The organism is Janthinobacterium sp. B9-8, from assembly GCF_000969645.2.
Classification (GTDB): domain Bacteria; phylum Pseudomonadota; class Gammaproteobacteria; order Burkholderiales; family Chitinibacteraceae; genus Iodobacter.
Genome location: NZ_CP014222.1, coordinates 2,089,646 through 2,108,984 on the forward strand (window position 1 = coordinate 2,089,646; position 19,339 = coordinate 2,108,984).

Genomic DNA, 19,339 nt, shown 5'->3' on the forward strand with positions numbered 1-19,339 from the left:
ACCAAGCAAAATCAAGGACGCTCAGACCGGGCCATGCGTGCTTCAATATCGGCCAGTACCGGCAGCAGATCAGCAATACTGTCGATCACATAATGCGCCCCCGCCCGTGACAACGTATCTACCGCCACGGCGCGTTTTTTAGCTTGCTCGGCAGGGCTTAAATCGGCCCATTCTGCGGCAGTTACGCCCACTTCATTGCCGGTTACCGATAGCCCTACCGTCCACATACCGGCATTTAAGCCTTCATCAATCCCCACGGCGGTGTCATCGACTTTGACACAAGCGGCCACATCGCTCACGGCCAGCTCGATCACATTTTGCAATGCCATCCACGGCCCCGGGCGGGCGCCTGCTTTTAGATCATCGGCAGCCACCACGCAATCCGGTGCGTAGCCGCGCTCACGGGCAATCGGCAGCAAGGCTTTCATCACTTGGCGCGGGTAGCCGGTGCAACTGCCAATTTTGATACCCTTGGCACGCAGCGCGGCCATCACATCGAGCGCACCATGAATCGGCAAGGAATACTGGCCCACTTTAGCAATCTGCAAAGGCATAAACGCCGCGTAAAGCGCATCCACATCGGCATCCGTCATGCTGCGATCAAACTTCGCCTGCCAGCGTGCGGCCACCGTCGGCAACTGGCCCAAAGCCTTGATGTGATCCCATTTCGCCATCCCCATCGGCACACGGGCCTCGGCAAGGGAAATCTCGATGCCAAAGCCCGCAAAGGCCTCGATCAAAACCTGAGTCGGCGCAAAAGAGCCAAAATCCAGCACAGTGCCAGCCCAGTCAAAAATCACAGCCTGAATCGGGCCAAGATAAGCGCGGGTGTAACGATAGTTCATGGTTATTCCTTGATTAATTGTTCTGATGAGTAAGATTCTTCAGTGAGTTTTGATACAGAGCTAAATCTTGAACCACCGAGGGCACAGAGAGCACAGAGAAAATAAAGTGTCGAATAGTTTTCTCTGTGGCCCTCTGTGTCCTCGTTTTACTCTGTGGTTCAAGGTTTAGCTCACGCAAACTTGCGCCCCTTAATCAGCCCACCCCAGCTCCGCCAACACCTCAGCAATCACCGCTATGGCTTGCTGGATTTCAGCCTGATCAATCGCCCCAATGCAGCCCACGCGAAAGGTTTCTACTTCGGTGAGTTTGCCCGGATAAAGTAGAAAGCCTCGGGCACGAACGGCTTGGTAGAAACGCTGAAAATCGTACTCAGGGTGATTCGGCGCCAAAAAGGTATAAATAATTGGCGCTTGCAAATCAGCGGGTAAAAAGGATTGCAGGCCGAGTTTTTTCATCCCAGCAAGCAGCGCATCGCCATTGGCTTGATAACGGGCCAAACGTGCAAGCTGGCCGCCTTCTGCCCAATATTGATCGAGCGCCACCCTGAATGCCGCTACCACATGAGTTGGCGGGGTGAAGCGCCATTGGCCAGTTTTTTGCATATATTCAAATTGATCGCATAAATCCAGCGATAGCGATGGACTTTGCCCCTGCACCAAGGCCGCTTGCTTCACAAGCACAAATCCCATGCCCGGCACGCCTTCCAGGCATTTATTGGCCGAAGAAATCACCGCATCCACCGGCAAACCATCAACTGGCAAAGCGCCAAAAGCCGACATCGAATCCAGAATCAAAGCCCGCCCGGCGGCCTGCACCACGGCGGCCACTTCTGCCACGGGGTTGAGTAGGCCCGTCGCCGTTTCGCAATGAATCATGCCCACATGCGAAATCGCCGGATTGGCCGCCAGTGCTTCGGCCACGGCAGCGGCGCTGACTGGTGTGCCATCGCTGACTGCCAGTACGCTGACCTTGCGCCCCATTACGGTAGCGATTTTGGCCATTCTTTGCCCGTAAGCACCGTTGACCAGCACCAGTATTTCGCGATCTTTGGGCACCATGCTGCCAATGGCCGCCTCCACCGCAAAGGTTCCTGATCCTTGCAAAGGCACGCAAACATAGCCGTCCCCCAGATTGGCAATACGCAGTAAATCGGCGCATACACTGGCCGTAAGTGTATTAAATTTGGCATCCCATGAGCCCCAATCAACCAGCATGGCGGCTTTAGTTGCCAGCGAGGTGGTCAAAGGGCCTGGCGTTAATAAGATCGGTTCACGCATGATTACTCCAATCATCTAGATGAATTTTTTGATACAAAAAAATGGCAAAAGCCAAAATAGATAAATTTCGCAGAGTGGGCAACGACACTTCAGCTACCTTGATAGAGCGTTAAACCTTGAACCACAGAGTAAAACGAGGACACAGAGCACACAGAGAAAACCATTAAATCCTTCGACTCCTCTGTGGAACTCTGTGCTCTCTGTGTTCTCTGTGGTTCAAGATTTAGCTCCCTTAGCTTTAAACAGAAGTATCGTTATAACTAAGAAACACTTTATCGCACCAACCTACCTTCTCCACGCTTGCGAGCGCTTGCCCAATAGGGCCGAGGCGATGGCGAATAGCAGGCACACTAGTGCCGAAGTCATAACAATCAGAGTGGCCATTGCTGCTGCAGCGGCGGTGTCGCCTGCGTCGTCCATATTTAGCACCGCCAAGGAAGAGAGCACGGTGTCTGGCGTGTAAAGGAAAATCACGGCAGAGACGGTGGTCATAGCGGAGACAAAATAATAGCGGGCGATATCTAAAATTGCGGGCAGGCAAACCGGCACGGTGACGCGGCTAAAGGTGGTCCAGAACGGTACTTTGAGCGAGGCGGCGACGGCTTCAAATTCAGTATCCATCTGCTTAAGTGCGGTCGTGGCGGTGAGGTGTGCCGTGGTATAAAAATGCGTCACGGTACAGAGCACCAACAGACCCATCGTGCCGTACAGGCTGTGCATCGGGTTTTGCGGGTGATTAAAAAAGAACACATAGCCCAAGCCCAGCACCAAGCCCGGCACCGCCATCGGTAACATCGCCAAGACGCGCAAGATGGCCAGGGCCAGCGGCGCTACTTTTAGCTTTTCATTTAAATACGCGCCGATAAATACCAAAAGCACGCCGCAGATCGCCGTCCAGAAAGCGAGCTTTAAGCTATTAAAATAAGCCAGCCAACCACCGCCATCCATTTGCTCAAAATCAAAATGCGCCAGCGTCAGGCTCAAGTTATACGGCCAGAGCGTGATTAAAGACGCCGCCACGGCCACGCCCAGCATCACCAACAGCCACAGAGAAATCGTGCAGCAACACAGAAATGCGGCGGCATCTCTAAGTACAGAAGGCTTCGCCACTAAAGGCTGGGCACGCGCCGTCAGCAACGCCTTCTGCTTTTTTTGTACAAAGTAATCAACCACAAACGACAGCAAGGCCGGAAAGAGCAGCAAAAGTCCAATCACCGCGCCCTTAGGGAAATTCTGCTGACCAATCACCTGCTTATACGCCTCTACCGCCAGCACATTAAACTGCCCACCGATCAGCTTAGGCACACCAAAATCGGTCATCACCAGCGTAAACACTACAAACGCCGCCGAGATCAGGCCGTAACGCACCGCAGGCAAAGTTACGGTAAACCATTGCCGCACCCGCCCTGCCCCCAGCGAAGTCGCTGCCTCATAAAGCCGCGTATCGGCAATCGCCAGTGCGGTGAGCAAAATCATTAGGGCGTGCGGAAAGGTATAAAACACCTCGCCTAGCACGATGCCCAGCGGACCATAGATGCTGACTCCCAATGGCAGCCAGCTTTTAATCAGGCCTTGATTGCCAAATAAATAAACCAGTGAAATGCCCGGCAACAGGGAAGGTGCCAAGAGCGGAATCAAGGCCAAATAGCGAAATACCGCCTTGCCCGGCATGGCGCTACGGCTAAGCGCGGCGGCAAAAACATAGGCCAGCGGCAGCACAATCGCCGTAGTCAGCGCCGACACCCACAGGCTATTGCCCACCGCAGACCAAAAGCCTGCCACATTGGTGATTTCAATAAAGTTACTTAAGCCAGTGAACTCACCGCTTTGCGCGAGTAACGATTTGCCCAAAATCGCCAGCAACGGGCCAGCTACACCAATCAGCAAAAATGCCGCAATCAGATAGCTAATGCTGCCCGCCATTCTTTCCCGAATATCAAGCTTTAAAGTGAGACCCGCGCTCATTCTGCATCCTTGCTACAAAAAACCCGCAGCTGATCGTGCGGCAGAGAAACAGGGATGCGCTGGGTTAATGAAGGCTGGTAAAGGGCGAGCTGATCGCGGCTGAGATCGACGATTAAATCGCTGTTCCATACCGGCACATGCAGGCTAATACGGTAAAAGCTGCCTAATAGCTCAATCTTGCTGACATCGGCCAGCGCGGTATTCGGCTCCCTCAAGAGAGCCACATCCCAGGTGGCGTGCAGGCGCACCGCTTCTGGGCGGATAAAGAGTTCCACTTCCTCACCCTGCGGCAAAGGCGGCAGATGTAGAGCGTAAAGCTCGGCATCTGCGACGCTCAGGCATTGATTGCCGGTCACGCGGGCCTTAATCCAATTCGATTTGCCAACAAACTCGGCCACAAAACGGCTTTGCGGATGGCTGTAGATTTCTTCAGGCGTGCCGACCTGCTCGATCACGCCGTGGTTCATCACCACAATGCGATCGGCCATCGTGAGCGCCTCATCCTGATCGTGTGTCACCAAAATCGTGGTAATGCCCAGGCGTTGTTGCAGGTTGCGAATTTCGCAGCGTAAGTGTTCGCGCACGCGGGCATCCAGCGCAGACAGCGGCTCGTCTAATAATAAAAGCCCAGGAGACGTGGCCAAAGCGCGCGCCAAAGCCACCCGCTGCTGCTGGCCACCGGATAATTGCGCTGGATATTTGTCTTCAATACCGGCAAGGCTTATCAGCTCAAGCAAGCTGGTGACGCGCACGGCCTTGTCACTACTGCGCCCTTTCAAGCCGTAAGCGATATTGTCTGCCACATTTAAATTAGGGAATAAAGCGTAGGACTGAAACACAATGCCGTAATCACGCTTGGCGGCAGGCAGGCAGGTGATGTTTTTGCCCTCAACCCTGATTGCGCCCGCGTCGGCAAACTCCAGCCCCGCAATCATGCGCAGTAAGGTGGTTTTACCGCAGCCCGACGGCCCAAGCAGGCAAAGCAACTCGCCTTTTTTAACATTCAGCGAGATTTGCTTTAAGGCCACAAAAACACCAAAGCGCTTCGCTAGGCCTTCTATCGATAAGTAATCAGCGCTGGCTACAAGGGGCAATTCAATATTTCTATTCATTAATCAGGCCTGAAGCGGTAAACGTTTTGGAACAAGTGATGAAGTTTTGCTTGAGCGGATAAAGCGTGTTGCCCGCTCAAGAAAACTACAAAGCTTTTTTAGTGCCTTCGGCACCTTGATTTTGGAGCGGTAGCCACCGCGGGGGCGTTCTTTTCTTGAACGGCCAAGAAAAGAACCAAAAGAAGGCCGCCCCGGCCAGCACGACATCCCCTCGCTGCGGACAATCGAGGTGGCGTCAATTCAACTCGCTTCGCTCAAACACGAATTGACGACTGCCCCACCCCGCTTGTTCCTCGCTCGGCGTGCTTCAAGGGGAGATTTAAGCCCTGTCCCACGAATCACAACAACAATTCATATAACTGAGTTTGATAATATTTAAAATCTAAAACAAAAAACTCAATTTAAACCTCATTTTTCTCCGTGAAACTCCGTGTTCTCTGTGGCCTCCGTGGTTCAAGATTTGGGTTTTACTCTGCATATCATCAATGACTTTATTTACAGCGCCAAAAACCGGTCCACCTCAGGAGGCAAGCCGGTCTGTGCAGCGTTTTTTATTTCTTTGCTTCAGACTTTGCGTCGTAACGACGTGTCCATTCGGCCAGGATTTTGTCGCGGTTTTGTGCAGACCAGCGCAGGTCTTGCTTAATCAGCAATTGCTCGTAGTTAGCAGGGATATGCGTGTTGGGTTTAGCCACGCCAGGATAGGCCACCACGGCGAAGTTTTTCTCATAAAGCTCATTTGCGCTTTTTGATGCGGCCCAATCCGCCAGCTTTTTAGCGGCATCCAGATTTTTGGTGCCCTTCATGATGGCGGTGGCTTCTACATCCCAACCCAAGCCTTCCTTAGGGAAGACCAGATCAATCGGCGCGCCGCCTTCTTTTAGCTTGGCTGCACGGTATTCAAAAGAGATACCAATCGGGAATTCGCCTGCAGCGGCTTGTTTGCAAGGCTTGGAGCCTGAGTGCGTGTACTGCGCCATGTTTTCGTGCAGCTTGTCCATAAAGGCCCAGCCTTCTTTCTCGCTGCCAAACACTTTCAGCCATGCAGTGACATCAAAATAACCTGTGCCGCTGGATGCCGGATTAGGCATCACAATTTTGCCTTTGTATTCAGGCTTGGTCAGATCGCGCCAGCTTTCTGGTTTTTTCAGGCCCAGCTTGGCCGCTTCTACCGTGTTAAAACAAACCGTCGCACCCCAAACATCCATCCCTACCCATGCAGGTGGATTGCTGTCGTCAACGTATTGCTTGGAAAGCTTCTCAACACCCTTGGCCGCATAAGGCTGCAACATGCCTTCTTTTTCCATCACCAACAGGCTGGAAGCCGCCACGCCCAACACCACATCGGCTTGCGGGGCGTTTTTTTCTGCCAGCAGTTTAGCCGTGATAATACCGGTTGAATCCCGCACCCATTTCAGCTTGATGCCCGGGTTTTGTTCTTCAAATTGCGCTTGATAAGGCTTGAGCTGATCCGCTTCAAGCGCGGTATATACAGTCAGGGAAGTGTCAGCAAAAGCGTGTCCGGCAAGCAGCGCGGAGAGCAATACAGCAATACGTGTCATTCTTCTATCCTTTCACGATCGGTAAAGTAGCAAGGGAGCGTGAAGGATTGTAGGAAAACAACATTACACAGGCATGACGTCTAGACGAATTTTATATGACGATAAGGGAAGGTTGCTGAGGGCGGTATGGCGAGCACTTCGTAGGAGCGGCTTTAGCCTCTTCTTATAAGCATCACTAAAAACAAAAAATAACACAAAGGCTGATTTTTCGTAGGGTGTGCAAGTCGATTTTCTTGCGCACCATCCTTCGATGCATAACGACTCCGTCGTTTCACACCCTACGAAATGACGGTTTTAAATGTGGAATCTGATTACCTTAATGCTTATAGGAGCGATGAGGCCGTGTCTTTTATCGCCAGCAAGGGCCTGGTTAAATCAGACAAAGCCAACCGCTGCCGCCCTGCTTCATCAAAATTATCTGCCGACAACCATTGAGCAAATGCCTCTTCAAGCGCTGGCCACTCCTGATCCAGCACAGAAAACCACGCCGTATCACGATTGCGCGCCCTATTTACCGTGGCTTGGCGGAACACGCCTTCAAAGCTAAAACCCAAACGCTGCGCCGCCTTGCGCGAAGGCAGATTCAAGGCATTGCACTTCCACTCATAGCGCCGATAGCCCAGCTCAAAAGCATTTTTCATCATCAGCAGCATCGCCGCCGTAGCAAGGCGCGTGCCTTGCAATGCAGGAGAAAAATGCAGCCAGCCCACTTCAATCGCCGCTGCGGCCGGATCAATCCGCAAATAAGCAGCCAGCCCCAAGGCCTTGCCACTGGCCTCGTCCACAATGGCGTAAAACTGCGGATCAACCCCGCTACTTACCCTATCCAGCCAGGCATTAAAAGCCTGCACATCGGCAAAAGGCCCGGACGTTAAATAAGTCCACATCCGGCCATCGTCCGCCGAAAAAGCCTGCCATAAAGCGTCAGAATGCCGTGCTAAAGACAAAGGCTCCACCTGACAGCCCCAGCCATTAAGTACCTTAGCAGGAGGAAAAACAGGGGGAATCCAGTCTTGCAACAGCAGGCCAACAGGCTGGCCGAATTGGTTTAGTTCGTAGTCCATACAAGTTCCTCAAATTAATAACTGATGCCGCGCAACGGAAACCCAAATCTTGAAACACTTCGGCCCCAGAGAACACGGAGTTTCACGGAGGAAAATAGGTATTAACGTAAGTTGTTTTTGATTGGGTTTTTAGTATTTTAAAACCTTAAAAATTTGGATTCATATTGCAGCTCGTGGCACGGGGCTAAAATCCCCCTTGAAGCACGCCGAAGCGAGGAATAAGCGGCTCGGGGTTTCGGAAAAGGGGTAGCGGGCTTGCTCCCGAGCAGCCTTTTTCGCCGAGCCGATTATCCGCAGTGAGGGGCCTTCGTGTTTTGAGTTTGTGGCTTGGCTTCGTTTCTTGGCCACACAAGAAAGGAAGATCCAGCGGGACGCCCGCACCTAAATTAATGTGCCGAAGGCACTAAAATGATCTTTTTGATTTAGATCTTTTATATTTTCTTCAGAGCACATAGCCCCCGCCCTCAACAATCACACTCAATCTTCCCGCCTACCAACGTCCCTGCCTCTTTCCCAATGGCAATCGGATGCCCATCCCGCTGCCAAAAATCTAGGCCACCAATCAGCTCTTTCACCGTAAAACCAAGGCTGGCAAGCTTATAGCTACCCCATGTCGAGCCATTACAGCCTATGCCATCGCAGTAGCACACATAAACTTTGTTGCGATCAAGCTGCGCCGTGCTTGCTTCGCTCATTAAGCGATGTGGAAATGAGATGGCACCGGGGATATGGCCGCGCTCATAAGTCTCACTACTGCGGGTATCCAGCGCAATAATTTCCGGATGCTGTGCATACAGATCGCTGACTAAATCGGCCACATCGGTATAAAAACGCAGTTTCTCTGCCAAATACGCTGCGGACTCAGCTGGGCTAGCCAAGCCACTACTTTTAACTACAGATTGATCGCTCATCACACTCTCCGAATTAATTGTTCACCGCACTAATTTAAAGGTAAATTGGCCTGCTGCTACCTACCAATTTAGCCACCATGAGCAAACCACTTTCTGCGCCAGTCTGGCCGACCCTTTTTGCTGCAAGCGCCAGCATAGGGATGGGAATTCAAGCACAACTGATCCACACCCTGCGTAAAGCCTTGCTTGCCGGGCGATTACCTCAGGGCAGCCGCTTGCCAGCCAGCCGAATGCTCGCCAAAGGTTTAGCCATTTCTCGCAGCAGCGTAGAGGCCGCTTATGCGCAGCTGGAGGCTGAAGGCTATCTTGAGCGGCGGGCGGGTGCAGGAAGCTTTGTTGCATTTACGCCGCAAGCGCGGCCCGCAAAAAAAGCCACCAGCGCAGCAGCAAAGCTCTCACTGAGGGGGCAAGGAATTGTGGATGCGGGCGGCTGCCGGGATAGCACGCTGCCAAGCCTCGCTTTTAATGCAGGCCAGCCCGACGCCCTCGCGTTTCCGCATGCCTTGTGGCAAAAGCTGATGCAACAGCGCTGGAGTAAAAGCAGCGCAGCACTCGCCAACTATGGCCCTGCACAGGGCTTGCCGGAGTTGCAATCGGCCATTGCGGGCTATCTGGCGCAATCTCGCGAGGTGGATTGCCAGCCAGAGCAGATCATGATTTTAAATAGCTCGCAGCAAGCCTTACAAATGATTGCCCAACTGCTGATTGATCCGGAAGACACCGTCTGGCTGGAAGACCCCGGCTATCTAGGCGCTAGAAACGCCATGCTGGCGGCAGGCGCGCAGATTGTGCCGGTGCCGGTAGACCAAGAAGGTTTTAACACCAACATCAGCCAAACACTGGCCGCGCCCCGGCTGATTTACACCACGCCATCGCACCAATATCCGCTTGGCATTGCGATGAGTTTGCCCCGGAGGATGGCGCTGATTGCGCAAGCTGCGGCGCATCAGGCATGGATTATTGAGGATGATTACGATAGCGAGTTTTATTACGACCAACGCCCGCTGCCTGCGCTGCAAGGGCTGGATCAGCAGGGGCGAGTGATTTATGTCGGCACCTTCAGCAAGGTGCTCTTCCCTTCATTACGGCTGGCCTACATCGTCTTGCCGCCAGCCTTAGTCCCTGCATTTATTACCGCAAGAATCGCTTTTGATGGGCATAGTGCGCAGTTTCTACAAGCCGTTACGGCTGACTTTATAAGGCAGGGCTACTTTGCCGCGCATTTACGCCATATGCGCCTGCTTTACCGCAGCCGCCGGGATTTACTACTGGAAAGCCTGCAGCCCATATCCGATATCATCCAGCCCGTTAATACAGCGGCGGGCTTGCAATTTGCACTGCAACTCCCCAAGGGCTTAGAAAAACCGTGGACGATTAAAGGATCTGCTGCGGGACTGGCGCTAAGGCCGCTATCGGCGTTTTATCAGGCCGAGGCAAAAATCGAGGGCTGGCTCATCGGCTATGCCTCATTAAGCAATGAGCAGATTCGCGCCGCTTGCGATCACTTAATCAGCAGTTACAAGGCTATTTAAAAGAATACAGGCCGTGCCCTATCAACGCAGTAACGATAAGAGCCTAAGAAAACAGGCCGTATTTTCAGCTTAGGAAAAATGGCGCTGCGAATAGCTGTCCTCGCCCATATTAGGCGGGGTAATCGGCAGGTGCTTGCGAGAATCAGCCATGCACCAGAGTGAAAACGCATCAGCAGGCATGGGTGCTGCAATTAAATAACCTTGCGCCTCATCGCAGCCCATCACCGCTAGGGCTTGCCATGCAGCTTCGGTTTCTACCCCTTCTGCAATCACGGATAAACCCAGAATATGCCCCAGCTCAATAATCGCGCGAACGATAGATACATTCTCAAAACGCTCGCTCATCGACATCACAAAGCTTTGATCAATTTTTAATTCATGCACCGGCATTTTGGCTAAATAGGCAAAAGACGAATAACCCGTACCAAAATCATCAATCGATAATTTAACGCCCATGGCACGTAAATACTCTAAATTGCGCATTAAATCCTTGGGGTTTCTCATCACCCCTGTTTCGGTGATTTCCAAGCATAAATTCTGTGGCGGCACTTGGCATTGTGCCAGTTGCCGCTCTAAAAAAGACACAAAACTAGCATCTTCAACATCGCTCACGCCCACATTCACCGAGATACACAGCTCCAGCCCTTCTTCAATCCATACCGCAGCCTGCATCAATACATCGTGTACCACCCACTCGGTAATCGCCCTTAATTTGCCTGTTTGTTCGGCAAAAGGAATAAACACACTGGGGGGAATAAAGCCCCGCACCGGATGCTGCCAGCGCACCAGCGCTTCTGCTTCGCTCACCACGCCGTCGATCATTTTGACCTTGGGCTGGTAGTAAACCAGTAAATGCCCTTCGGCCAATGCCTCGCGCAGATCGCCCATCAAGGTGAGCTGATTACGTGAATACGCTTCTTGCTCCGGATCATAAAAAGCAAAGCTGCGCCGGGCAGATTTGGCCCCGCAAAGCGCCACCTCTGCATTACGCAGCAAAATATCGGCACTGAGCCCATGTTCCGGAAATAAAGCCACGCCCGAACTGGCACTAATATCTAAGCGCTCTCCTCCCATCAAAAGAGGCTCGGTCATGCTGGCATCCAGCCGCTCTAATACCTTAAGCACATCATCGCTTAATACACGCTCCAGCAATACGCCAAAGGTATTCGCCCCCAAACGAGCCACTTTAATCACAGGGCGGCGAAGCACATTTAAGCGCTCAGCAATATGCCGTAAGACCTCATCTCCCTGCTGATAACCCAGATATTCATTAATAAAATGAAAATCATTGATATTCAGCATCAATAAAGCAAAAGAGCCTCTTTCCGGGTTTAAATGCTCTGCTGCGTAATGCAAAAAACCCACTCTATTGGCAAGGCCTGACAATGAATCTACATAAGCCAATTCTCGTAAGGACTGATCTCTTGCCGAAACAAGCTCACCCAAGGCATTAAATGCTCTTGCAATATTACCTAATTCATCTTTTCGCCCAGCCTGAATTCTGACCCCAAAATCGCCCGTAGCCATTCTGCGTACTGCCCTGGAAAGCGTGGCAAGTGGTGCAGAAAAATGATGGGCCACCAAATAGCAGACCGCGCATGCCGCAATAAAAAGAATTAACCCCATACTCAATGCTTGCCATCTTGCTTGCATCAGCGACTTATGAAAAAGATCACTATCAATATCGGCACCAATTAAATAATGAGACCCATCGGCCAGCGGCATAGGAAACAAATAGGTTCTGGACTCTCCCCAGGCTTCACTCACAATCACTGAGCGGGGATGCCCATCTTTTAAAGCCAGTAAAGCAGGGCTGGTTTGATTTCCATTGAGTTCTTGATAACGACCATAGTTTGCTTTAGCAAGCAAGGGTGGCGTAGCACTATCAATCAAATAGGCAACCTTGCCATTCTCCAACTTAAAGGCATAGAGATCTCGTAAGCCAGCAATCTGGCAATAGCGCTCTAAAATCGCCAATTGCTGAAGATACTCTTCAGAAGAGATCTCTTCCCCTGCCAGCGCACGAGTTAAATAATGATTAGGCAAGATCATAGGCAAGGTTTGCACCGCGGCAGACAGACGACGATCTGCATCACGGCGCACCTCATCACACATCACTGACTGAAGCAGTAGCGTGAAAATAATCATCAGCAATAGATTTAACAGCAGCAGCACCAGTAAAATTTTTACTCGCGCACTATTGAGCTGACGAAATCTAAGTTTCATAAACTGAGCAACCATCTGAAACGACATTTCAATTGTCATCCCAAATTGATAGCAGTCAGATGCTAGCAAGACAATGTCATTTCCTAGTTAAGCAGCCAATCAGCATACGTAATATTGCCCTCATCACTTCCTGAGGTTAACCTTAAGCCGCAGGTATTGGCCTCTGCAGATTGCAAATGCACATTAAAATGCATCAACTCATCACGGCGAAAAGCCACAATCTCGACTTCGCCATTAGTCGGCTGGCTAGCCAGCAATGCATCCAAATTACCACTGGTCACACGCAAACGATTCATTGCTATCAATAAATCGCCCGCAGATAAACCTGCTTTTTGCGCAGCACCGCCATCCAGAACATGGCTTAATTTTACAAAACCACCCTCATTGCTGGTACGCACACCCAGGCTATTGCTGGGCGAAAGCACTTTATCCAGCCAGCCGCCCTTGTCAGCAGAGCTCACTGGGGCACGCATCTGCCAATCCACGCCAAATTCTGCCAGTAAGGCTTGCAGGGGCAGCTCGTCTGTTGAACGCAATGCCGAATCAAAGAACGACTTCAGATCAAGACCACTTACTTCAAAGGCCAGCTCCTCCCAAGCCGTTTCTGTCACGCCTTCGCCCTGAGTAGCAAAATCTTTGCCATAACGCAGCCACAGGGCACGCATCACATCATCTAAAGATTTCTGCCCCTGTGTTTGCTTTCTGATCAGCAAATCCAGACAAAGCGCAACAAGCGCGCCCTTGGTGTAATAACTCACCAGACTGTTCGGGCTGTTTTCATCCTGACGATAAAACTTTACCCAGGTATCAAAACTTGAATCTTCTAAAGATTGCTTGGTGCGGCCATTGCCTCTTTGCACGCCCGTAATCGTTTGCGCCAATAAATCTAAATAGTCTTGCGGGCTAATTAAACCCGTGCGCACCAAGGTTAAATCGTCGTAATAAGAGGTAATTCCTTCAAAAGCCCACAATAAACGTGTGTAATTCTCTTGCTTTAAATCATAAGGCGCATAAGCGGCTGGCTTAATCCGCTTTACATTCCAGCTATGGAAATACTCATGGCTGCAAAGGCCTAAAAATTGGCGGTAGCCTGCCTTAATTTGCGTTTCGTGCGCTAAAGGCAAATCATCACGATTACACATTAATGCCGTGGATGAGCGATGCTCTAATCCGCCATAACCATCACCCACCGCCATGGTCATAAATACATAGCGATCAAATGGGGCAGGCTCGCCAAAAAGCCGAATCTGGTATTCGCAAATTTGTTTTAAATCTTTTTTCAAACGCTTTAAATCTGCCTGATGCCGGCCCGCAATCACAATATCATGCGGGATACCGCAAGCTTTAAAGCTAATCTGGCTAAATTCGCCCATTTCAACCGGATGATCGATCAGCTCGTCATAATTAGCAGCCTGATAGCTGCCAAACTGGCCCTGCTTCGCATTACGTGCAGCTAAAGTAGTCGCCACTTTCCAGTTTTTATATTCCTTACCTTCCGGCGCAACAATTTCTACATTGCATGGTGCATTTTCTTGCCCTTGCACCGCTAAAAAGACGCTGGTGCCATTAAAAAAACCACGTGTCTGATCTAAATAAGCACCACGCACAGATAAATCCCAGGCATAAACACTGTAATGAATTTCTAAAGGCCCTTTAACAGCCTCAGCCTGCCAGCTATGCTTATCGCTTTTTGTAATTGCAACGGCTTTGCCTGCCGATTCAGCGCGAATCTCAACAATATTGCGGACAAATTCCCGAATTAAATAACTACCCGGTATCCACGCAGGCAAATACACAGCCTGGCCATCCGCGCTGGGGTTTTTAATTAAAACAGAAACATGAAAAATATGGGCGTGCAAAGACGCAGGGGAAATTTTATAAGAGATGGTCATGAATAGTCTTTAAACAAAAGTCGATAAAAACAGCCGTTTTATTTCACTACACTTTTAAAACGATAAAATATCAATGCTTAAGCTTGATGCAAACCCACCTGATTACGCCCTGCATGCTTAGCCTGATAAAGCGCAGTATCTGCAGCGTCAATCAGCTGAGCTGCATCCATACTATTTTTTAAAGCGGCAACACCTGCGCTAAAGGTAACTTGAAACTGAATATCATTCGATGATTGTATTAATTCAGAAAAACGCTTGCGCCAGTCGTCTACCTTTTGCGCAGCACGAACCAAGCTTGTTTCTGTAAAAACCACGGCAAATTCTTCGCCGCCATAACGCCCTGCTGCACCTTCACCATTAATCGACTGACGCAATAAACGCGCTAAGCTTTTAATCACTTGATCGCCAATGCTATGACCATAATTATCATTTATTTTTTTAAAATGATCGATATCAATCATGGCAAAAGATAAAGAAAAGGCTTCTTTTTTAGAGCGCACAACACAGCGCTCTAAAAATTCAATAATATGCGTATGATTCAATAAAGTAGTCAGGCTATCACAACTCATCCAGCGTCGTAATGAGCGATAGCGCGCACAGGTCATATTCACCGAAGCAATTAACTCTTCTTCTGGCATGTTTTTAACCCAGAAATCATCCCCCCCCATACTGCGGGCCATTAATTGCTTAATGCGATTTGTTTCAGTCGATAAGAAAACAATAGGAACACTATCAAATTGCGTATATTGCCTAATCACTTTTGCTATTTCATCTCCTGAACACTGAGGCATATAAACATCCATCAGCACAATATCAGGAGAAAATCGCTCAAGGGGAAAGAAAACATCCAGCGGGTTTTTAAGCACCTGAACTTCCATTCCTGCCTTGATTAAAATATTGGCACTCACTTTTCCCATCGCATCTGAATCATCAACAATCAAAACGCGATACGGTATGCTCAGACTTTGCTCTAATAAAACATCTAATCGATCAATCAACTTTTGAATATCTAAAGGAAAATAAACAAAATCGCTCACGCCAATTTTCATCAGATGAATTTGCTGCACCACACTTAATGACGAAGTTAAATATAAAAGTGGCCCGCGGGATAGCTTGCCAATCAAAGGTATAATTTTCTCAGCGGCGCAATCTTCTAAGCCTGCTTCACCCAACAACACCGCAAAAGGCGCTCTTGTATACATGGCGGCCAGCAACGCACTTTGTTTTGAGAATGCTTGGCATTCAAAACCAAAAAATATCAACTGCCTTGCTAATTCAGCGCCCCCCTGAACCTGCCTCGCGGATAAATAAATAATGGGTTTCTCTTGATTAGCATTCATATTGGCCCGGCTTTACGCTTCTTAAAGTAACTCAGCAAAACACCAGCTCAAAGCTTACAAAAAGAGTTGATGCATTCTTATATGGTTTTTTTTACATCTGTCTCTATCAGAATATCAGTCTTTATCAAAATTTCCGCAAATCCTATTCGCTTGAGCTGTTTTTTTGCTCAAACTGATGCAATTGCCGCCGCCATTTTTTACTAGGCCGCCCCTCTCCTGCCGGATGCTCAAAACGGGGAGCAAGCTGGCGCGCTTCTTGATCACGTTCTCGCCGCAACACACTCTCTTCACTTTCCTGATAAAGCATGCGTGCCACCGTAGCCGGCCCGCGCTGCTCAGACAAGGCCAGCACGCTGATTTCAAACTCGCCTTGCTCGGTGCGTACCCGTAATACATCGGCTAATTTGAGCAAACGCGCGGGCTTGATTCGTTCTTTATTAAGATGTACATGCCCTGCATCAATTGCGGCACTTGCTAATGAGCGCGTCTTAAAAAACCGCGCAGCCCATAACCATTTATCAATCCGAACGCTTTTTACCTCGATCATTTTACTCCCCTGAAACAAAAACACCCCGCATCAGCGGGGTGTTGTGTATCCCGAAAAAACGGAATAAAAGCTTAGTGTGTTTTTGCTTTAAAGTGACGACGACGATCTGTTTCGTTTAAGTAACGCTTACGAATACGGATGCTTGTTGGTGTGATTTCAACCAATTCATCATCATCAATAAACTCAACCGCTGATTCCAGTGTCATTTTGATCGCTGTAGTCAAACGAACCGCTTCGTCAGTACCCGACGCGCGAACGTTAGTCAGTTGCTTACCCTTAACTGGGTTAACAACTAAGTCGTTATCACGGGTGTGAATACCAATAACCATACCTTCGTACAATTTGTCGCCTGGGGCTACAAACATACGACCGCGGTCTTCCAGCTTCCACAATGCGTAGGCTACAGCTTCACCGTTTTCTTGTGAAACCAATACACCATTATGACGACCTGGCATGTCGGCTTTAGCCGGTGCGTAATCATCAAATACGTGGCCAATCAAGCCAGTACCGCGAGTCATGGTCATGAAATCGCCTTGGAAGCCGATCAAACCACGTGCTGGAATATGGTATTCCAGACGAGTACGGCCATTACCATCGGATTCCATATTAGTCAGCTCACCACGGCGACGACCAATTTCTTCCATCACTGCACCTTGATGCTCATCTTCAAGGTCGATAGACAGGTTTTCGTAAGGCTCACATTTTACACCGTTGATGTCTTTGTAAACAACACGTGGTTTAGCCACGGCCATTTCAAAGCCTTCACGGCGCATGTTTTCCAGCAAAATAGTCAGGTGCAATTCACCACGGCCTGAAACGCGGAAGATATCAGCGTCTTCGGTGTCTTCTACTTTCAGCGCTACGTTGATCAGCAGCTCTTTAGTCAGACGGTCACGAATTTGACGGCTAGTAACGAATTTGCCTTCAGTACCGGCTAATGGTGAAGTGTTCACCATAAAGTCCATGGTCAGTGTTGGCTCATCGATGGTTAACATCGGCACGCCTACTGGCATTTCTTTGTCACAGATGGTTACGCCGATACCGATTTCATCCAGACCGGAGATAATAATAATATCGCCAGCTTGTGCTTCTTCAACCGCAACGCGTTCCAGACCACTGAAACCCAATACTTGATTGATACGGCCTTGACCAACTTGATCATCGTGATTCATCACAACAACAGCTTGGCCTGGCTTGATACGGCCATTCAGTACACGACCAACCCCAAGGCGGCCGGTGTATGTGGAGTAATCCAGCGCAGAAATTTGCAATTGCAATGGCGCATCAGGATCGCCGATAGGCGCTTGAACGTGTGTCAGTACAGTATCTAGCAATGGGCGCATGTTATCGGACTCGGTTTCGAGTTCGAGCTTAGCGTAGCCATTCAGAGCAGATGCGTAGATAACCGGGAAATCAAGCTGTTCGTCTGTAGCGCCGAGCTTGTCGAATAAATCGAAAGTTTGGTCTACAACCCAATCCGGGCGCGCGCCAGGACGGTCAACTTTATTAATCACAACAATAGGCTTCAGGCCAAGCGCCAAAGCTTTTTTAGTTACGAAACGGGTTTGTGGCATAGGGCCATCAACCGCGTCAACAAGCAGCAATACGCCATCAACCATACCCAGAACACGTTCCACTTCACCACCGAAATCGGCGTGACCTGGAGTGTCTACGATGTTGATATGGTAGCCTTCGTATTGAAGCGAAGTGTTTTTAGCCAGAATAGTGATACCGCGCTCTTTTTCGATATCATTACTGTCCATCACGCGTTCTGTAACCTGTTGGTTATCGCGGAAGGTGCCGGATTGGCGGAGGAGTTTGTCAACGAGGGTAGTCTTACCGTGGTCAACGTGGGCAATAATTGCAATATTACGAATGGCGCGGGTTGTCATTGTCTGGGCTGCAGATTTTAAAAAAGTGCGCGATTGTACCACGCGAAGTGGATTCCGCGACTAAGTTCCGACGCATTAGGAAATAATTCATAATAATCAGTCGATTACTGGTCAATAAATTTTCCACACTGCTCGTTTTCTGCCAAAAAACCACCTCACATTACAAGCCCGACACCTCCATTTGCTGCTTTGCCACATTAAATATCAGGCCCAGCTGGCTGGCAGAGCGTGAGCCTGCTAGTGGCTGATTACTGCTGGCATGATAACTATAAACCAAAGAATATTTAGTATGCGCTGTGCGATTTCTGCTGGCTGCATGAAAAGTACGCGCATCAAACAGCACCACATCCCCGGCTTGTAAATCCGGGAACACTGCGCGCGCCACCCAAGGTGCCGCCAGCGGGTGGCTGGCCATTAAAAACTCGCGCTCGTCATAAGCATGCTCAGGAAAATCGACCTGATGTGAGCCTGCAATAAAACCCAAGCCGCCGTTCTCACTGGTTTCACTGCCCAGCGCCAGCCATGCAGAAACCAACTCAGGACGGGCAAAGCGCCAGTAACGCACATCCCGGTGCCATCGGGTATCGCTGCTAAAACTAGGCTGCTTACTCATTAAACTATTATGGTGCACTTGGGTCAGCGTGATTTTCGGCGTGTCCAACAAGTAGCTCACCATGGTAAGCAATTGCGGGTCCCCCGCCCAAGCAGCAAACACAGGATTTCTTGCTGCCATATTTCTTAAGCGCCGAATCGTGCCACCGCCCTCCACTGCCGTCGATACCGGCGCTCCGGGATAACCCAGCTCGGCCTCCAATTCAAAAGGGGGCTGCCGTGCTGCTACCGCATCCATTGCCACCCTACGAATTTCATTCACTCGATCAGGCGATAGCAAGCCGCGCACCAAGACGGCACCATCGGCCTGAAAACGTTCACGCAACGAGGCTAAATGAACAGGCAAGCAAAATTCAGCAAACAAGACCATCACTCCGACTATATAAAGTCAAATTGTAACAGTCCCTATTTAGTCACGTCCTGCCTACCGCCTGTATTTCATACCTTGGAAATCCCTAACAAAGAAAGCTTTTTTTGATACAGATCATCTTTTTGAATTTCCCCAGACAGTGCCAACTTCTTCAAACTCAAACCACAAGAAAAAATTTACGCCTGCTGAAG

14 protein-coding genes are annotated in these 19,339 nt (G+C 49.8%); 1 reads left to right on the forward strand and 13 read right to left on the reverse strand.

Annotated elements, in window-relative coordinates:
* Nucleotides 1-11 precede the first annotated feature (11 nt).
* From phnX to VN23_RS09430, 7 genes are all read right to left on the reverse strand, one after another.
* Nucleotides 12-845, reverse strand: coding sequence for a phosphonoacetaldehyde hydrolase (phnX, locus tag VN23_RS09400; RefSeq protein ID WP_046352661.1), 834 nt, complete (start codon nucleotides 843-845; stop codon nucleotides 12-14).
* Nucleotides 846-1,034: 189 nt separating this feature from the next.
* Complete coding sequence (locus tag VN23_RS09405) at nucleotides 1,035-2,123, reverse strand: 2-aminoethylphosphonate--pyruvate transaminase (protein ID WP_046352660.1); 1,089 nt, start codon at nucleotides 2,121-2,123, stop codon at nucleotides 1,035-1,037.
* A gap of 285 nt (nucleotides 2,124-2,408) precedes the next feature.
* Entirely contained in the window at nucleotides 2,409-4,088 is a 1,680-nt protein-coding gene (locus VN23_RS09410; RefSeq protein WP_046352659.1) for a putative 2-aminoethylphosphonate ABC transporter permease subunit, read from the reverse strand.
* Entirely contained in the window at nucleotides 4,085-5,200 is a 1,116-nt protein-coding gene (locus VN23_RS09415; RefSeq protein ID WP_046352658.1) for a putative 2-aminoethylphosphonate ABC transporter ATP-binding protein, read from the reverse strand. Before VN23_RS09415 ends, VN23_RS09410 begins: the two co-directional genes overlap by 4 nt.
* Before the next feature lie 551 nt (nucleotides 5,201-5,751).
* On the reverse strand, nucleotides 5,752-6,762 hold the full coding sequence (locus tag VN23_RS09420) for a putative 2-aminoethylphosphonate ABC transporter substrate-binding protein (protein ID WP_046352657.1): 1,011 nt from the start codon (nucleotides 6,760-6,762) through the stop codon (nucleotides 5,752-5,754).
* Nucleotides 6,763-7,085: 323 nt separating this feature from the next.
* Complete coding sequence (locus tag VN23_RS09425) at nucleotides 7,086-7,826, reverse strand: GNAT family N-acetyltransferase (RefSeq protein WP_046352656.1); 741 nt, start codon at nucleotides 7,824-7,826, stop codon at nucleotides 7,086-7,088.
* 464 nt (nucleotides 7,827-8,290) lie between these two features.
* Entirely contained in the window at nucleotides 8,291-8,737 is a 447-nt protein-coding gene (locus VN23_RS09430) for a rhodanese-like domain-containing protein (RefSeq protein ID WP_046352655.1), read from the reverse strand.
* A 77-nt stretch (nucleotides 8,738-8,814) separates the two neighbouring features.
* Here VN23_RS09430 and pdxR point away from each other — a divergent pair, with 77 nt between their 5' ends.
* Nucleotides 8,815-10,269 carry a MocR-like pyridoxine biosynthesis transcription factor PdxR gene (pdxR, locus tag VN23_RS09435; protein WP_046352654.1) on the forward strand — a complete coding sequence of 485 codons (1,455 nt, stop codon included), beginning with the start codon at nucleotides 8,815-8,817 and terminating at the stop codon, nucleotides 10,267-10,269.
* 69 nt (nucleotides 10,270-10,338) lie between these two features.
* On the opposite strand, the gene VN23_RS09440 is transcribed toward pdxR, so the two are convergent.
* The 6 genes from VN23_RS09440 to VN23_RS09465 form a co-directional block, all read right to left on the reverse strand.
* A complete protein-coding gene (locus VN23_RS09440) occupies nucleotides 10,339-12,495 on the reverse strand; it encodes a bifunctional diguanylate cyclase/phosphodiesterase (protein ID WP_197433074.1) in 2,157 nt (718 codons plus the stop codon).
* An 83-nt stretch (nucleotides 12,496-12,578) separates the two neighbouring features.
* Nucleotides 12,579-14,387, reverse strand: coding sequence for a M61 family metallopeptidase (locus tag VN23_RS09445; RefSeq protein WP_046352653.1), 1,809 nt, complete (start codon nucleotides 14,385-14,387; stop codon nucleotides 12,579-12,581).
* Between the two features lie 77 nt (nucleotides 14,388-14,464).
* A complete protein-coding gene (locus VN23_RS09450; protein ID WP_052746668.1) occupies nucleotides 14,465-15,727 on the reverse strand; it encodes a diguanylate cyclase in 1,263 nt (420 codons plus the stop codon).
* A gap of 142 nt (nucleotides 15,728-15,869) precedes the next feature.
* Nucleotides 15,870-16,274, reverse strand: coding sequence for an RNA-binding S4 domain-containing protein (locus VN23_RS09455; RefSeq protein ID WP_046352652.1), 405 nt, complete (start codon nucleotides 16,272-16,274; stop codon nucleotides 15,870-15,872).
* 71 nt (nucleotides 16,275-16,345) lie between these two features.
* Complete coding sequence (typA, locus tag VN23_RS09460) at nucleotides 16,346-18,166, reverse strand: translational GTPase TypA (RefSeq protein WP_046352651.1); 1,821 nt, start codon at nucleotides 18,164-18,166, stop codon at nucleotides 16,346-16,348.
* A gap of 160 nt (nucleotides 18,167-18,326) precedes the next feature.
* The gene (locus tag VN23_RS09465; RefSeq protein WP_231743382.1) at nucleotides 18,327-19,142 is read right to left on the reverse strand and encodes a phytanoyl-CoA dioxygenase family protein; all 816 of its coding nucleotides are present in this window, start codon (nucleotides 19,140-19,142) and stop codon (nucleotides 18,327-18,329) included.
* Nucleotides 19,143-19,339 lie beyond the last annotated feature (197 nt).

Excerpts from the sequence above, each read along its gene's own strand:
- phnX (WP_046352661.1), bottom strand. The coding sequence starts at position 845 with ATGAACTATCGTTACACCCGCGCTTATCTTGGCCCGATTCAGGCTGTG.
- VN23_RS09405 (WP_046352660.1), bottom strand. The coding sequence starts at position 2,123 with ATGCGTGAACCGATCTTATTAACGCCAGGCCCTTTGACCACCTCGCTG.
- VN23_RS09410 (WP_046352659.1), bottom strand. The coding sequence starts at position 4,088 with ATGAGCGCGGGTCTCACTTTAAAGCTTGATATTCGGGAAAGAATGGCG.
- VN23_RS09415 (WP_046352658.1), bottom strand. The coding sequence starts at position 5,200 with ATGAATAGAAATATTGAATTGCCCCTTGTAGCCAGCGCTGATTACTTA.
- VN23_RS09420 (WP_046352657.1), bottom strand. The coding sequence starts at position 6,762 with ATGACACGTATTGCTGTATTGCTCTCCGCGCTGCTTGCCGGACACGCT.
- VN23_RS09425 (WP_046352656.1), bottom strand. The coding sequence starts at position 7,826 with ATGGACTACGAACTAAACCAATTCGGCCAGCCTGTTGGCCTGCTGTTG.
- VN23_RS09430 (WP_046352655.1), bottom strand. The coding sequence starts at position 8,737 with ATGAGCGATCAATCTGTAGTTAAAAGTAGTGGCTTGGCTAGCCCAGCT.
- pdxR (WP_046352654.1), top strand. The coding sequence starts at position 8,815 with ATGAGCAAACCACTTTCTGCGCCAGTCTGGCCGACCCTTTTTGCTGCA.
- VN23_RS09440 (WP_197433074.1), bottom strand. The coding sequence starts at position 12,495 with ATGAAACTTAGATTTCGTCAGCTCAATAGTGCGCGAGTAAAAATTTTA.
- VN23_RS09445 (WP_046352653.1), bottom strand. The coding sequence starts at position 14,387 with ATGACCATCTCTTATAAAATTTCCCCTGCGTCTTTGCACGCCCATATT.
- VN23_RS09450 (WP_052746668.1), bottom strand. The coding sequence starts at position 15,727 with ATGAATGCTAATCAAGAGAAACCCATTATTTATTTATCCGCGAGGCAG.
- VN23_RS09455 (WP_046352652.1), bottom strand. The coding sequence starts at position 16,274 with ATGATCGAGGTAAAAAGCGTTCGGATTGATAAATGGTTATGGGCTGCG.
- typA (WP_046352651.1), bottom strand. The coding sequence starts at position 18,166 with ATGACAACCCGCGCCATTCGTAATATTGCAATTATTGCCCACGTTGAC.